We start from the raw sequence: 13422 nt of genomic DNA on the forward strand, positions 1-13422 counted from the left end.
GAGTGAATGCTGAAACAAAAACATATGTCGTGCCGTAAGTGCGATAGCGATAAGATCAAAATAGTGTTTTTCGAGACGGAAGGAAAGAAGTTCGCCGTATGTGAAGCATGCGGCGCGATACAGAACATAGGCATAAACCTGAAAGAAAGATACAGTAAGTGGAAGGAATACAGGTAAGCCCCTGAGAACCTTCTCCTTACTCCTCTGGATATTTTTTAATTATATGATTTTGGCTCTTCGGTAGCATCTGTCTTGACCGGGTATCAAGGCTTTGTATAGAGGGCCTTATTCCCTTTTTAACTCTTGTTAAGCATGTGTCATCAGGCTCATAAAACATTTTTTATTGTGGCGGGAACATTCATTCTGTTTTTATCGAAATTATATCAAATATTTTCATTTGAATAATCAACAGTTGGTCATAATATTCACCTATAGAAGAAAAGTATATATAATAATAACTTTAACATTATTGTGCCTGTGGAATGAAACCTCCATAAGCTAGTTGTGCTATAAGCAAAGATATCACCAACCGACCAGAGCCGAAGTAAGCATGTTATAACCCCCAACATGGTTGCTAGAAGCGTAATCCCCAAAAACGATAATCCGGCTCTGATATTTCACAAGCCGCAAGGTTTGTGGCAAAAACAGGAACATACCAAACCAACCCGAATGCGAGGGAACTTCTTTTCATACCTCCCATCCCTCGCATCCCTATCATCTTTTATGATATTCGTTGTTTATGTGATCCTTTTTCTCATAAAGCCATCATAGCTAAAGGGATATTATTTCAAGTTTCACCCAAAAACTTTAAATGTAATCAAATGTATTAATGGAAGGTAGCGGGCCTGTGGTCTAGTTGGTTATGACATCGCCTTTACACGGCGGGGATCAGGGGTTCGAATCCCTTCGGGCCCACTAGAGTTTTTTTAAATCTTTATTTCTACAAGAGTACGTTATTGACGTAATTTAAGAATACTGGCTATGTTTTGGCACATGAAAAATGCGTGCATGAGGGCTATAAAAAAATAGGTTGCATAAATCTTCTATGATTACTTCTTCCGGAATAGCAAATAAGCCATAAAAGCCAGCCCCATAAGTAACACGATGCTCGCGATCGGATAGAGATGATCGATACCCCGGCCGGAACCAGAAGAAGGAGTGACCGGCGGTATCGGAGTGAAAACCGGTATAAAATCCCGTATTTGCTCAGGCACCTTTGAAGGGACTGGAGAAGATATAGTTGAAATATGGTCTTGTTTTTCGGATCGGTAATATCCGTTAGCGGACGACATAACGCTCCCCGATGCCTGAGATTTACACGTCCTGAATTTCAGGATATAGCCATGAGCTAAACAGTTGCCGGTCTCGTCTTTTATTTCATCGGATATATGAGCGGTATACTCCGTATCATATTCCAGTTCGCTATAAGGAGAAAATACAAGCATATAGCCACTACATGATAGGTTTCCCGTCACAGCAGTACTATTGTTGGTGTCGGGGTAAATTAAAAACGTCGAGTCACCAGTGCCGGAAAGATCGATAGATTCGCTGAACATGAGCCGGACGATAGCATTAACGGGAACGTCGATCGAATTATTAACGGGATATGTTTCTAACAACGACGGTGATGTCCTGTCAATAGTTATCGAGATCGAATTAGAGGTCTCAACGTTTCCAGCATTATCTATGGAGCGATAGAATATCCTTGTCGTTCCTTCGCTGCTGATATTCAACGTGCCGGATTCGATCCAGGAAATTCCATCAAGACTATACCCGGTAATATTTATGCCCGACAGATCATCAGAGGCGGCCAGTGTGACCTGAACGTCTGAAAGATACCGATCATTGTTACCGGAGGACCCGTTCAGTATGCATATCGTGGAGGGAGGCGTGCGGTCAATATTTATTCCCGTGACGGTGAACGAGTTTGTGTTCCCTGCAATGTCAGAGGCGGTTCCGGTTGCCGACTGAGAAGAGCCTTCGGTTGAGATCAATATGTCAGATGTAATAGTATCTATTCCGGAGATGCTGTCTGAAGCAGTGAACCGAACGACAACGCTTTCATTATGCCAGCCGTTGACATTTGCCTGAGATAACAGTGTCGCGGCTATTTCCGGAAGTGTTTTATCTATCTTGATTGTCTGTGAGCGAGCAGGCTCAATGTTGCCGGCATAATCCATAGAGCCATAATAAAAAGTGGATAATCCCTCATCAGTGATCGTGAAAGGTTCATATGGAGTCAAGTTCAAACCATCAAAACCATATTCTGTCGATTTGACTCCAGATCCATTATCATATGCGTTTAGCAGGATACCAATATCGGATGTATACCAATCATTATTACCTTTTGTTCCGCTTATGGTCGTAGTTGTTACAGGACAGGTATCATCTACAATAATAGATGTGTCATTATAAATGTTTGAGAAGTATGAAAAAGCTTGAATTCGGCTATTAAAAGTATCAGCAACATATACATTATTGATAGAATTTAATACAATATTATATGGTACGTCCAATTGTCCATTTCCATTACCAGGTAATCCAAATTTTGTGATAAAATTGCCATTACAATCAAATATTTGTACACGATTCAAAGAATCGGTAATAAAATTTGAATCATTTTCATCGATTTCTATACAATACATATTTTGTAATTGGCCATCTCCACTTCCAGTAGTACCCCATTTTTTCATAAAAATCCCATTACTATCGAATACCTGAACTCGATTCAATGAATCAATAACAGAAACATAATCGCTATTATTAATTGCTATATCACATGGTGCCTGAAATTTCCCATCAGTAATACCAAAGCTTCCCCATTTCGTAACAAAATTACCATTAGAATCAAAAACCTGTACACGATTATAGAAAATATCTGTTACAAATACAAATCCGCTTGAGTTTATCGCAATCCCATAAGGTGACTCGAACTGGCCATCACCGCTTCCTCTGCTCCCCCAGTTTGTAATGAAGTTACCATTACTATCAAATACTTGAACTCTATAGTTTTTTGAATCTACGACATATACAAACCCGCTGGCATTTATGGCAATGCCTAAAGGATACATGAACTGACCATTATTACTGCCACACCCGCCCCACTTTGTCACAAAAACTCCATCTGGAGCAAATACCTGCACCCTATGGTTCTCTGTCTCGGCCACATTATTGCTGTACTCGGTCACATATACATATCCGCTATCGTTAATCGCAATCCCGTAGGGACGGGCAAACTGGCCATCTGAGCTGCCATAGCAGCCCCATTTGAACATGTATTCATAGCCGTCTATCGAGGCGTTTACCCGTACAGTGTAATTACCCTCGGGAACCAGTGTGTTTGAATCATCCCTTCCATCCCACATGACACTAAAAAAGCCGCTTCCCTGGACTCCCTGCCCCATATTTCTGACGACATTATAAAAGGGGCCGAGAATTTCCAGCATGACAGGATGTTCATAAGCTAGATCAAGCGTATAATCGATAGTAGTGCCTGCACCGGATGAGTTAAAGGCTGAAGGCACTGCATGTACGTCTTCTACGCCAGGAGATGCAGCCAGTGATGATTGAACTGCACTGAGAATTAATATGAGTAGTAGATACCAGCAAAGGATACGCCTCATATGTCTATTCTCTCCTGAAGCAAGCATTAAAAGGATGAATTAATTCACGATAAATAAAGGCTGGAAAATAATCCCCATACATCAATATAATCACCTTAAAACTTGATTTCAAACATGTGCAATAATAGATGAAAGTTTGAATATTTATACTTAATATCACAAAAATGTAAATAATTAATTAAAAGTATGTCATGGCAATATGCTTACATACCAGGGTTGCCGCGGAAAGTTCACAGCTTACCGTATAGCATGGATCACTTTTTTCTGAACAGGAACATGTAAGCGGTACAGGCAAGTACGACCATGCGGACCCCTAACAGATCATATAAATATCAATTTCCTGTGATGACGCTGACGTCGAAGTCCCTGCCGGGGAAGGGAGGGCGATGATAATAGACTGGGCATTTTGGAAGGTGACGATGTCGGGGTCAAAGCCTGACCGGGGGTAACAGTAGGCGTTATTGTTCGAGAACGTAACCATAAAAGAAAGCTGATGTGACAGCATGATAGTTCAATATTTCACCGGGATACGAAAGACACCTGCCATTGATATTAATGCCCAATATAATTGCTGTTTAGCATTCGATGGACCGGTCATGATGCCCTTGATCCGGGACAGCAAAGAGAGCTCAAATAAAAAGAAGTAATATTTGTCCAAAATTCACTTACCGCACTTGAGCCCCACTGATTCCGCGATGTTTTTCGCAGCCTCTTCCTTGCTCATGTTCGCGGCCTTTGCCGCTTTCTCGAGTTCGTCGATAGTGATGTGGGCGGGGTTCCCGTGCTTATCGTGAGGTTTATTACATCCGCAGCTTATACACATGTTTTTAACACCGTTCAAATCAAAAGATATGCGGGTTAATAAAATATTGTAATGATTTTATCATCATAACGGAGCGAGCATTTATCGGCCTTCACCGCATGAACTTTTATAATTTAAAGACAAAATAGTACCTGGAAGTAATCTCATGGTGATCGAGGATATTACTGCTATAGCCTGGTCTCTCCTGAACAATATCTGGATACTGCTTATTATCGTCCTTTTTGTCATACCCATAATTCAGAGAAATCTTACGAACGCGGCGAGAAGAAGAATGCTATCGAAAATATCGCGTGAAAGAGGCTCGAGAGTGATAACCCTCATACACAGGCAGGAAGTGATCGCGCTCCTGGGAATACCGCTTACACGGTATATTGACATCGATGACAGCGAGGAAGTTTTGAGAGCTATCCGTACCACACCTGACGACAGGCCGATCGACCTTATCCTTCATACTCCCGGAGGCGTTGCCCTCGCAGCTACTCAGATCGCTCTCGCACTAAGGGAACACCCTGCGAAAAAGACTGTCATAGTACCCCATTTCGCCATGAGCGGCGGAACACTGATATCCATGGCGGCCGATGAGATATTAATGGACCCGCATGCTGTGCTCGGACCAGTCGATCCCCAGATAACTGATAAGAACGGCGCTTATTCTGCGTCCGGGCTGCTCAAGGTGATGGAGAAAAAGCCGATAGAGAGGATAGGCGATAAGACGGTCATGCTGGCGGAAGAAGCTAAAAAAGCCCAGAACCAGATGAAAATCCTTATAACAAAACTGCTCCGGGGTAAATGCGGCGAGGGAAACACGGATAAGATCGTTGACGAGCTTGTAATGGGAAAATATACACACGACTATCCCCTGTTCCCGGACGATGTAAAAGCTTTGATGGGCGACTGCGTAAAGATCGGCATACCCGATAGCGTATATGACCTCATGCATTTCTATAAGATGGAGATGAGCAGCAGAAGGCCCGGTGTGGAATATATCCCCACCGCCGGACATCCGGAAGATGAAAAACAAAAATGATTTTTACCGACCAATTATTTTTTCAGTTCATTGACCGTCTTTTTCCTCTAAGGTATCTTCCCTTTTTTATAACTTAAATGAGTCTTTATGTAAAGCACTATAGACAAATTGTAAATCATACTTTCCAAAATGTAAAGTTTTATATACAAAAAGTAAAGTATATTTTACATGTAATAACATGAGTTTATGGTGAACGTATGTATGTGAACAGAAGAAAAGACGCAGAAAGCGAAAGAGTGAGGAGAAAGTACCTGCTGACCTTATCGGCAAGAAATGGTTTCGTCGCCGACGTATTATTGATGGCAGCGATAATGCTGATGATCAATATTGCAGGGTCTGGCATAAAAGCTTCCGACTTGCTGAACATACTCTTCTCCATCGGGTTTGCGACATTAGTGCTATCCTATTACTATTACAAGAAAAAGCTGGTATAGACCATGAAAAACAGAGTGAAGGAGCTAAGGGCTAAATTCGATATGACGCAGGAAGATCTTGCTTCAAAGGTGGGAGTATCGAGGCAGACAATAAACGCGATCGAGAAAGGGAAGTACGACCCTTCGCTTTCCCTTGCCTTCAAGCTGGCAAAGTGCTTCGAATGTAAGATAGAGGACATATTTGAAATGGAGGTTCAATGACATGTTTAAAACTGAAGAATCAAGAATATCGATCATAATATTATTGACGTTCGCGCTTTTGCTGCTGACGGGCATTTACCCGCAGTACGTGCTATACACTACCGTTGCATTCTTAATAGTCATAGCGGCCTTAACGGTGTATCAGAAAATCGTGAAGAAAAGGGTAATGAAATATGAGCAGTATGACGAGCGCACTGAAAGATGCTCATTGCTGGCCACTAGAAACGGCTTCTTAGTCGCAATAGTCATGATGGCTTTATCGGCCGTGCTGATCAAGCTCGGCTCTACGATGGATATGTTCGATATGCTCCAGATGATATGGGGGCTGAGCATAGGCACATATATGCTGTCATACCTGTATTACAAAAAAATGGATTAAAAAGTAGTGATTCCAAAGATGCTTCCAATTAAAATGGAGGATGATCAGGACCTGATCATGATGAGAAGCATCTTAAATCTCTTTATTGCGTTCAAAGCATGCGGGACGTTCGCCGGCATGATGATCATCTCGCCTTTTTTAAGATGGTTCGGCTTACCGCCAAGTATGATCTCTGCCTCGCCGTCCACGATGACCACCATGGCATTGAACGGCGCGGTATGCTCGCTCAATCCCTGGCCTTCGTCAAAAGCGAATAATGTCACGGTGCCTGTCGGCTTCCTGATGACTTCCCTGCTGACCACGGAGCCGTCCTGGTAGCTGATAAGCCCGTCCAGGTCTGATACCTTACCGATTAGCTCTTCGTTCCCCATTATTTTCCTCCTGATGATAATAATTACTAATTGGTTTAAGAATATAAAGCATGGCATTGCATCATTATGGCCAATGCCGGATAATATATGATCGAAAAAGTATCGTTAAGTCGGGCATGGGAAAGAGATGATGCAGAAAAATATAAAAAAATAAAAAAGAAATGCCCCGGTCAATAACCGGGCTCCAGGCTTTCTCCCTTTTTATAGTAAGGAAGGTACACAAGTTTCCTGGACACGACCTTAAGGTCATAGTCGAGCGACTGTAATACTCCCGGCTTTTCGGCCTCTATGGTTATGAATAAAAAGTCGGCCATATCGTCGGTCATGTCGATAGTTATCGTGCATGGCATGCGCTTTATGCCTCTGTCCATATTAGCACGGGCATAGTTTGGCGGGTCAAGTGTCAGCTTTTTTGCGATCTCCTTGTACCTTACGGGATCCGTCTCGAACGCAGGCAGCATCATGTCGATGCTTCCCGACGGGGAATCCCCCTTCAGGAAACCCACGAATCTCGACACGCTGCCTCCTTCTACGCGGGAATGCCTTACGTTAAAATTAACGCCCAGCTTCCAGAAAGGAAGGTACACCTTTTCACCGTCCATCTGCCGCCTGAACTCTCCTGCCTCGTACTCGACTATCGCCACGACCCCGTCGCGGGCCTGCATAGTGCCGCACCTGTCGCATAAAAATACAGTGTCCTTATCTTTGGTGTGCATCGGCGTGTTGCAGCCGGGGCAGACCACCGGAACGATCTTTGTCACTGGCATTACCTCCTTACCTTTATCTTTAGCATATCGGCCATTGCCTCGTTCCCGACGCCGCTGCCGCCGTTCCTGAAACCGAACTGGTATCCGCCCTTAACGTCGCCGGTGGTCATTTCCGAGCCGTGCCTGAAGAACATGAAAGCCCCGCCTGCGACCGACAGGCAGAATAGGATCACGAGTATGCCGAGACCTGACGAATCGTCCTGCACGTTCAAAAGAATACCCAGGCCAAGGCTTGTGCCGAACCCTCCTGCCGCCATACCCAGCGTCATAGCCACGCTTCGCCACATCGCATCTCCCGGAGCCCTTCCTGAAAGGACGCCGCCGGTGATACCGTCAACGGTCGCGAAGTACATACGCCCCGAATACTTGTACCTTACCATCCAGACAGGATAATAGATCAGCTCCATCTCTCCCGGGAATACATGGACTTTCGAGAACGTGATATGCGGGACTCCTGCGCTGTTAACTGCCGTCCGCCTTATCGACTCTACGGCCATTGCCTTTGAGTCGGACGGGGACGTCGTGACTTCAAATGTCGGTATGCTGCCTTCGTCATGGAGGACTGCTTTTCCGGCAAGATTTTTCAGGTGCTCTATGCCGATATCTCCAGCGTCGCACGCTACCTGGTTCCAGTTAAAGTCGCGCATCACCATCTTTTCCATCGGTATGCGTTCCGTGCGAGAATTCTTACCGTCGCCGCGAGTCTCTTCTCTCCAGCCGCAGACCCAGCCTGCCGCCCTTGCCGAGCACTTCCAGAATGGCACGTATATCGGATAACACTCAGTTATCTCAGCCTTCCGGGGGAGGTCCCTTGCCTTGAATCCTCCCTTCATCCACTTTTTAGCGGACGCTATCGCTTTGTCACGGTCAAGGTTGTTCGTGAACATGATCTTGCTTACGCCGCCGTCGCCTTCAACTGCAAGAAGCGATGAGCAGTAAGGGCATGATGTCGTACGGGACCCTTCCTCGATAGATAACGCTCCGCCGCAGGAAGGACAGTTCATGGATATCGATATTTCCATTTTAGAACCTCCTCACTATAGTGTATGCAGCGATGAATACCACAGGTATGGTCACCAGCGCAAGAGCGCCTCCGCATGCGAATCCCACAGGCCATAACAACACGCCTATCAGCCCCTCTATAAGGAACGCTATGAACGCGATAGCCGCGATTATAAAGTATGGCGCAGCCTTTCTCGTAGGGTAGTCTGTAGAGAATACCTCCCCGGAAGAGCCGTCTATGACCGCATCATACTTCCTGCCTTTATACTCATATTGTATCGTCCAGAGCGGGAAGAACACAAGGGCCTGCTCTTTAGCGGTGCCGGGCAGCTGCGGCAGATATGCCGCCATATCGATATCCGGCTTTAAAAGCTCGATGCCGCCGGCATCATAATTCTGGTCGAATATCTTGATGTCGCCTGCGGGCACCTTAAGGCTGTGAAGGCCCGGCAAGGTCGTGGACCTGGCCGGCTCGACCTGCACTTTTTCCTTGCCATCGACGTCCCTCTTAAAAAGGTAGACGGGGAAATACTGCTGCTTGAAGCTTATAATGCGGGCTGTGGCCTCAAGGTCTCTTGCCATAAGCGACCCGGCGGTCCATCTTTTAAATATACCCTGCGCGTTGGCCTGATCTATGAAATATGGCATTATATAGAAAAAGCCGGCTCCGCTCTTATCTATGAATATTTGCGTATCGCAGTATTTACATTTCGCGAACTTATCGCCCGAGTCGAAGGCTATCGGTGCACCGCATTTAGTACACTTTATTTCGGCCATACGTTCATCCTACCGGGCTTCCGCATTCGGGGCAGAACTTGCTCCCTGCTGCCAGCTTCGCATTGCATTTCGGACACGTACTCTCGCCTAATCTTTCGCCGCAATTTGCACAGAACTTAGCTCCCGGTGCTACGCCTGCGCCGCACTTCGGGCAGGCAGCCTGCTCCTGTTTGGTGCCGCAGGCCGGACAGAACTTGCTGCCCTGCGGTACGGCGGTGCCGCACTTAACGCATGGCACGCCGGAAGGCGCCGGCGCTGGTGCCGGAGCTGCGGCCTGAGCCGGTTGCTGTCCCGCCTGCCTCATCTGGTCGACCATCATATATCCCATGCCGAAGCCTGCGCCCACGCCTACTCCTGCGCCTGCCGCCCCTCCGGAAGGATTGACAGCGGCCTCGCGCATCGCCTGGCCGGTCTGGTACTGCATGTAGTTGGTGCCGAGAATGGACATCGAGGACCGCGCGTCGACGGCCTTCTGGACCTCTTCCGGCATCGTGATATAAAGACCCGATACCTTTTCGATCGATATGCCATACTGCTCATAATGGGACTTCGACCTCTCCAGGAATACCTGCTCGATATTCGTGAGGTTTGACGCAAGGTCTGCGACGCCAATACCCTTGTTCTTCAGGTCGCCTATCACGTCATAGAGCAGCATCACTATCTGCTCTTTTAGGCGTTCCTCGACTTCCATGGCCGTCTGGCAATTTAAAGTGCCCACGAACTGGTTTATGAAGTTCATCGGGATCGATACCTTGTACCTGAACTCTCCGAACACGCGGAGATTGACTATCCCGAACTCGTTATCCCTGAACACGTAAGGCTGCTTGCTGCCGAACTTGCCGTCGAATACCCTCTTCTGTATGTAAAAGACCTCGGCCGGCTGCTTTATACCGCCAATGGCTTTCAAGACCGCCCCTATTATGGGAGCGTCCAGGGAAGTCAGCGCATACCTGTCCGGCCGGTCTATGTATGCGAGAGCTTTGCCGTCCCTGTAGAATACGGCCATCTCATCTTCCCTTACCACGACCTGGTCAAAAAATTTTATATTGCGGGGAGCTTTCCACATCACGTTGTTGCGCTTCTCGTTATCTTCCCACGTGAGTGTCGTCGACCCGATAAAACTGTCTCTATTGCCGAAAAGTCCCATTTTTAAGCCTCCGTGTTAGTGATCAGTATCATTCTCTTCCTAAAAGTCTCCCGGAACTCGTTCAGCTTCGTATCGACATTAGCGATACCCGCCTTAATTCCCGCGGAGTCGCCCGAATCCACTACGGACTTCAGTTTCAATACTTCATTCTCGATCTCCACGATCGTAGAGACCTGGGCGTAGTCATATTCGTATAGTTTATTTATCTCATCCTCTTTGACCTGGATCTTAGCCGATATGCCCGAATATCCCTGCTCGGCATGCCTTACTTCGCCTTCGGTCGCTTTAAATTTATTTATCAGCGCACCCAGGCGGTCAAGATGCTCCAGCGACATGCTGTCAACGAGCACAGCCCTGCAGCCCTCAAGCCCTTTTCTGGCCCCCGCGATACGGTCCGCCATCTGCATCCTGAGCATATTATCCGCAGCTCTAAGATCTTCTCTGGCGCGGTACCCGCTGAACCCGGGGATAATGCTCTGGATCTTTGATATCAGACCCCTGTCCTCAACGACTTTTTCCCTCAAGTCTACCATAACATATAACTCCTGAACGAAGTACAATATCGCTTTTATTATTTACCGTGATAACTTTATTGTATATACTCTAAAGGGATATAATCCCGGTGATTAAATACTAGTCGTTATTGTTCATCCATAATCAATGTTTTTAAAACTAATTTACGTTTTATTGTAAATAAATATCGGGATAATATTGCCGGTTTTATTTTTGTCATAATTTATAATGTTAAAACAAAACTTTTATCTATAATGAATAATTGTTATAGAACAAAGGAGAGAATATGACTAAAGATCAGAGTAGTAATGATCCTACCTCTAGCCCGCCAGCATCGCTTTTAGCGAACCCGGCACCACTGGGGCTGATGGGCTTCGGCATGACGACCGTCTTGCTTAACCTGCACAACGCGAACTTCATATCGGCGACCGGCCTTGGAATGATACTGGCCATGGGGATATTCTATGGGGGACTTGCGCAGATAATAGCGGGCGTCATGGAGTTCAAGAAAGGAAACACGTTCGGGACCACTGCATTTACGTCATACGGGCTTTTCTGGATATCGCTCGTCGCGCTACTTGTACTTCCAGCGATAGGATGGGCTGAGCCGGTAGATAAGATCTCGATGGGCGCCTACCTTACTATGTGGGGATTGTTCACTGCATATATGTTCATAGGCACGCTCAAAAAGAACCGGGCGCTCCAGTTCGTTTTCGGGAGCCTGACGTTATTGTTCTTCATGCTCGCGATCGGCGACTTTACCGGGCTGGCATTGGTCAAGACGCTGGCAGGCCTGGAAGGCATAGTTTGCGGCTTATCCGCAATATACCTGGCATGCGCCGAAGTTCTTAACGAGACTTACGGCAGGAAATTATTGCCGATCTAAAACAATTTTTTTCTTTTTTCTGGCATGCTTGACGATAGTCTTATACCGTACCGGCCGCTAAACATCTGCCTATGCCACAATATTCCGGAGAGTAGATGGCCGGTAATGTGACAGGCCCTGTTCGCAGGATAAGAATGGGCTCTCAAATGTGATCCTGTTTAATAACGCTAAAAGACTATCCTTCTTATTTTCATCACTGCAAAGACGATGATCGGGGTCATCGAGATCACCAGCCATAAGAAAGCAGTAGATAACGACGTGCCCTCGGCAAAAAATCCGACTATGGGGAACACTACCATTATGGACATACTCGATAGCTGACCCTTAAATGCGAGCACGGTAGCCCTATTTTTTGAAGGTACCCTCGAGTTGATCAGTTCGCTCAGTATCGGCCAGAACGCTACCACAAAGATAGTGGCAATATACAATAAAACGACGCTGAATATGTTGTTAAGCAGGGCATAGATAATATAGGATATGAAAATAACGGCAGGGATAAGCACGAGCACGTTCTTTGTGCCGAACTTTTCCAGCAGGTATGCAAACTTTGCGCCCCCCGCGGCGAACAGCGAGTCTACGCTGAGGATGAGCCCGATAAGGTAAATGGGCACGGACATGGCCTCAAAATATTTTTGGCTATACATGTATATGGTGGCATCCACGATGGTAATTGCGGCAGATATGACAAGTAAGTATATAATAACAGGGTCCTTTTTGACGAGTTCGATAGACTTCGAAAATAGCCCGGTCACGTTCAGTCGTTCCCCCGGAGTATCGTTTTCCGATACGCCCCTGGTCTCGATGAAAAAGAACGCTGACGCCAATGCCAGTACCAGTATGACTATGGAAGCATAGTAAACGTACTCGAATGACGTGCTGGCGATAAACCCGCCCATGGCAATGCCGGCAGCCGTCGCCACGAACGATAACGCAAGGATGGTGCCGTAAACCTTTTTATAGTCTATCTCCTTTTTTGTGATCTTACATGTGTCATATGTTATCGACTCGGAGGCGTTGTTATACAGTATCAGTGACATCGCGCTCAGCGCGAAGCTTGCCGCGAAGCCGATAAAATCATATGAGAGCAGTATGATTATAAAGCTCAGTATTTTCATCACGGCGCTTAAAATAAGGCTCACTTTCCTGCCCAGTATGTCCGAGATGGCCCCTGCGGGGATACCGAACAGTAAAGAGGAAAGCTGGAAGACCGACTCAATAAGACCGATCTCTATTAGGCTCATTCCCCTGAAGCTTAAGAACAATACCCAGATACCTCGGTCCAGCATCATGTTCATGAGCATAGAATAAAGATAGTTGAGCTTGATGTTCCGGGTGATCTTTTCCTGTATAGCCATCTCTGTCATAGGAAGAGCCTGAGACTTAAGAAGAGACGCTGAGATATATATGTTTGCCGCACTTCCATAAAAAAGAAAAACGGGATCTTTACGGCAACACTACGGACATATTTATAA

15 protein-coding genes and 1 tRNA gene are annotated in these 13422 nt (G+C 46.1%); 7 read left to right on the forward strand and 9 right to left on the reverse strand.

From position 1 onward, the window contains the following. The first annotated feature begins 6 nt into the window (after nucleotides 1-6). Together CUJ83_RS13890 and CUJ83_RS13895 are read left to right on the forward strand one after the other, a co-directional pair. Nucleotides 7-177: a hypothetical protein gene (locus CUJ83_RS13890; RefSeq protein WP_230742931.1), complete on the forward strand. Its 171-nt coding sequence runs from the start codon at nucleotides 7-9 to the stop codon at nucleotides 175-177. Nucleotides 178-841: 664 nt separating this feature from the next. Continuing rightward, nucleotides 842-915 (forward strand) — tRNA-Val (locus tag CUJ83_RS13895). Nucleotides 916-1049: 134 nt separating this feature from the next. Here CUJ83_RS13895 and CUJ83_RS13900 read toward each other — a convergent pair. Beyond that, a complete protein-coding gene (locus tag CUJ83_RS13900) occupies nucleotides 1050-3623 on the reverse strand; it encodes an OmpL47-type beta-barrel domain-containing protein (protein WP_230742932.1) in 2574 nt (857 codons plus the stop codon). Nucleotides 3624-4284: 661 nt separating this feature from the next. After that, complete coding sequence (locus CUJ83_RS13905) at nucleotides 4285-4446, reverse strand: hypothetical protein (RefSeq protein WP_230742933.1); 162 nt, start codon at nucleotides 4444-4446, stop codon at nucleotides 4285-4287. A 145-nt stretch (nucleotides 4447-4591) separates the two neighbouring features. On the opposite strand from CUJ83_RS13905, the gene CUJ83_RS13910 reads away from it, so the two are divergent. The 4 genes from CUJ83_RS13910 (at nucleotide 4592) to CUJ83_RS13925 (ending at nucleotide 6487) form a co-directional block, all read left to right on the forward strand. Beyond that, complete coding sequence (locus tag CUJ83_RS13910) at nucleotides 4592-5473, forward strand: SDH family Clp fold serine proteinase (RefSeq protein WP_230742934.1); 882 nt, start codon at nucleotides 4592-4594, stop codon at nucleotides 5471-5473. 197 nt (nucleotides 5474-5670) lie between these two features. After that, nucleotides 5671-5907 carry a hypothetical protein gene (locus CUJ83_RS13915; RefSeq protein WP_230742935.1) on the forward strand — a complete coding sequence of 79 codons (237 nt, stop codon included), beginning with the start codon at nucleotides 5671-5673 and terminating at the stop codon, nucleotides 5905-5907. A 3-nt stretch (nucleotides 5908-5910) separates the two neighbouring features. After that, entirely contained in the window at nucleotides 5911-6108 is a 198-nt protein-coding gene (locus CUJ83_RS13920) for a helix-turn-helix transcriptional regulator (protein ID WP_230742936.1), read from the forward strand. A 1-nt stretch (nucleotide 6109) separates the two neighbouring features. Further along, nucleotides 6110-6487: a hypothetical protein gene (locus tag CUJ83_RS13925; protein ID WP_230742937.1), complete on the forward strand. Its 378-nt coding sequence runs from the start codon at nucleotides 6110-6112 to the stop codon at nucleotides 6485-6487. Nucleotides 6488-6531: 44 nt separating this feature from the next. Here CUJ83_RS13925 and CUJ83_RS13930 read toward each other — a convergent pair whose 3' ends face one another. The 6 genes from CUJ83_RS13930 to CUJ83_RS13955 all read right to left on the reverse strand — a co-directional run bounded on the left by CUJ83_RS13930 (nucleotide 6532) and on the right by CUJ83_RS13955 (nucleotide 11084). Continuing rightward, the gene (locus CUJ83_RS13930) at nucleotides 6532-6858 is read right to left on the reverse strand and encodes a cupin domain-containing protein (RefSeq protein ID WP_230742938.1); all 327 of its coding nucleotides are present in this window, start codon (nucleotides 6856-6858) and stop codon (nucleotides 6532-6534) included. A gap of 170 nt (nucleotides 6859-7028) precedes the next feature. Further along, on the reverse strand, nucleotides 7029-7619 hold the full coding sequence (locus CUJ83_RS13935) for a hypothetical protein (protein WP_230742939.1): 591 nt from the start codon (nucleotides 7617-7619) through the stop codon (nucleotides 7029-7031). Between the two features lie 5 nt (nucleotides 7620-7624). Next, a complete protein-coding gene (locus CUJ83_RS13940; RefSeq protein ID WP_230742940.1) occupies nucleotides 7625-8647 on the reverse strand; it encodes a TFIIB-type zinc ribbon-containing protein in 1023 nt (340 codons plus the stop codon). Nucleotide 8648: 1 nt separating this feature from the next. Beyond that, nucleotides 8649-9404 (reverse strand): TFIIB-type zinc ribbon-containing protein, encoded by a 756-nt coding sequence (locus tag CUJ83_RS13945; protein WP_230742941.1) that lies wholly within the window; start codon nucleotides 9402-9404, stop codon nucleotides 8649-8651. A 4-nt stretch (nucleotides 9405-9408) separates the two neighbouring features. Next, nucleotides 9409-10551 (reverse strand): SPFH domain-containing protein, encoded by a 1143-nt coding sequence (locus CUJ83_RS13950; RefSeq protein ID WP_230742943.1) that lies wholly within the window; start codon nucleotides 10549-10551, stop codon nucleotides 9409-9411. A 2-nt stretch (nucleotides 10552-10553) separates the two neighbouring features. Then, complete coding sequence (locus CUJ83_RS13955; protein WP_230742945.1) at nucleotides 10554-11084, reverse strand: hypothetical protein; 531 nt, start codon at nucleotides 11082-11084, stop codon at nucleotides 10554-10556. A 266-nt stretch (nucleotides 11085-11350) separates the two neighbouring features. Here CUJ83_RS13955 and CUJ83_RS13960 point away from each other — a divergent pair, with 266 nt between their 5' ends. Further along, entirely contained in the window at nucleotides 11351-11950 is a 600-nt protein-coding gene (locus tag CUJ83_RS13960) for an acetate uptake transporter (protein WP_230742947.1), read from the forward strand. Between the two features lie 167 nt (nucleotides 11951-12117). Here CUJ83_RS13960 and CUJ83_RS13965 read toward each other — a convergent pair whose 3' ends face one another. Further along, the gene (locus tag CUJ83_RS13965) at nucleotides 12118-13314 is read right to left on the reverse strand and encodes an MFS transporter (RefSeq protein ID WP_230742949.1); all 1197 of its coding nucleotides are present in this window, start codon (nucleotides 13312-13314) and stop codon (nucleotides 12118-12120) included. Between the last annotated feature and the right edge of the window lie 108 nt (nucleotides 13315-13422).

This window comes from Methanooceanicella nereidis, assembly GCF_021023085.1.
Classification (GTDB): Archaea; Halobacteriota; Methanocellia; order Methanocellales; family Methanocellaceae; genus Methanooceanicella; species Methanooceanicella nereidis.

What these genes read in the sequence shown, in the direction of transcription:
- CUJ83_RS13965 (WP_230742949.1), bottom strand. Translation starts at nt 13,314, where the DNA reads ATGACAGAGATGGCTATACAGGAAAAGATCACCCGGAACATCAAGCTC.
- CUJ83_RS13920 (WP_230742936.1), top strand. Translation starts at nt 5,911, where the DNA reads ATGAAAAACAGAGTGAAGGAGCTAAGGGCTAAATTCGATATGACGCAG.
- CUJ83_RS13955 (WP_230742945.1), bottom strand. Translation starts at nt 11,084, where the DNA reads ATGGTAGACTTGAGGGAAAAAGTCGTTGAGGACAGGGGTCTGATATCA.
- CUJ83_RS13945 (WP_230742941.1), bottom strand. Translation starts at nt 9,404, where the DNA reads ATGGCCGAAATAAAGTGTACTAAATGCGGTGCACCGATAGCCTTCGAC.
- CUJ83_RS13910 (WP_230742934.1), top strand. Translation starts at nt 4,592, where the DNA reads ATGGTGATCGAGGATATTACTGCTATAGCCTGGTCTCTCCTGAACAAT.
- CUJ83_RS13940 (WP_230742940.1), bottom strand. Translation starts at nt 8,647, where the DNA reads ATGGAAATATCGATATCCATGAACTGTCCTTCCTGCGGCGGAGCGTTA.
- CUJ83_RS13960 (WP_230742947.1), top strand. Translation starts at nt 11,351, where the DNA reads ATGACTAAAGATCAGAGTAGTAATGATCCTACCTCTAGCCCGCCAGCA.
- CUJ83_RS13925 (WP_230742937.1), top strand. Translation starts at nt 6,110, where the DNA reads ATGTTTAAAACTGAAGAATCAAGAATATCGATCATAATATTATTGACG.
- CUJ83_RS13950 (WP_230742943.1), bottom strand. Translation starts at nt 10,551, where the DNA reads ATGGGACTTTTCGGCAATAGAGACAGTTTTATCGGGTCGACGACACTC.
- CUJ83_RS13930 (WP_230742938.1), bottom strand. Translation starts at nt 6,858, where the DNA reads ATGGGGAACGAAGAGCTAATCGGTAAGGTATCAGACCTGGACGGGCTT.
- CUJ83_RS13905 (WP_230742933.1), bottom strand. Translation starts at nt 4,446, where the DNA reads ATGTGTATAAGCTGCGGATGTAATAAACCTCACGATAAGCACGGGAAC.
- CUJ83_RS13915 (WP_230742935.1), top strand. Translation starts at nt 5,671, where the DNA reads ATGTATGTGAACAGAAGAAAAGACGCAGAAAGCGAAAGAGTGAGGAGA.
- CUJ83_RS13890 (WP_230742931.1), top strand. Translation starts at nt 7, where the DNA reads ATGCTGAAACAAAAACATATGTCGTGCCGTAAGTGCGATAGCGATAAG.
- CUJ83_RS13900 (WP_230742932.1), bottom strand. Translation starts at nt 3,623, where the DNA reads ATGAGGCGTATCCTTTGCTGGTATCTACTACTCATATTAATTCTCAGT.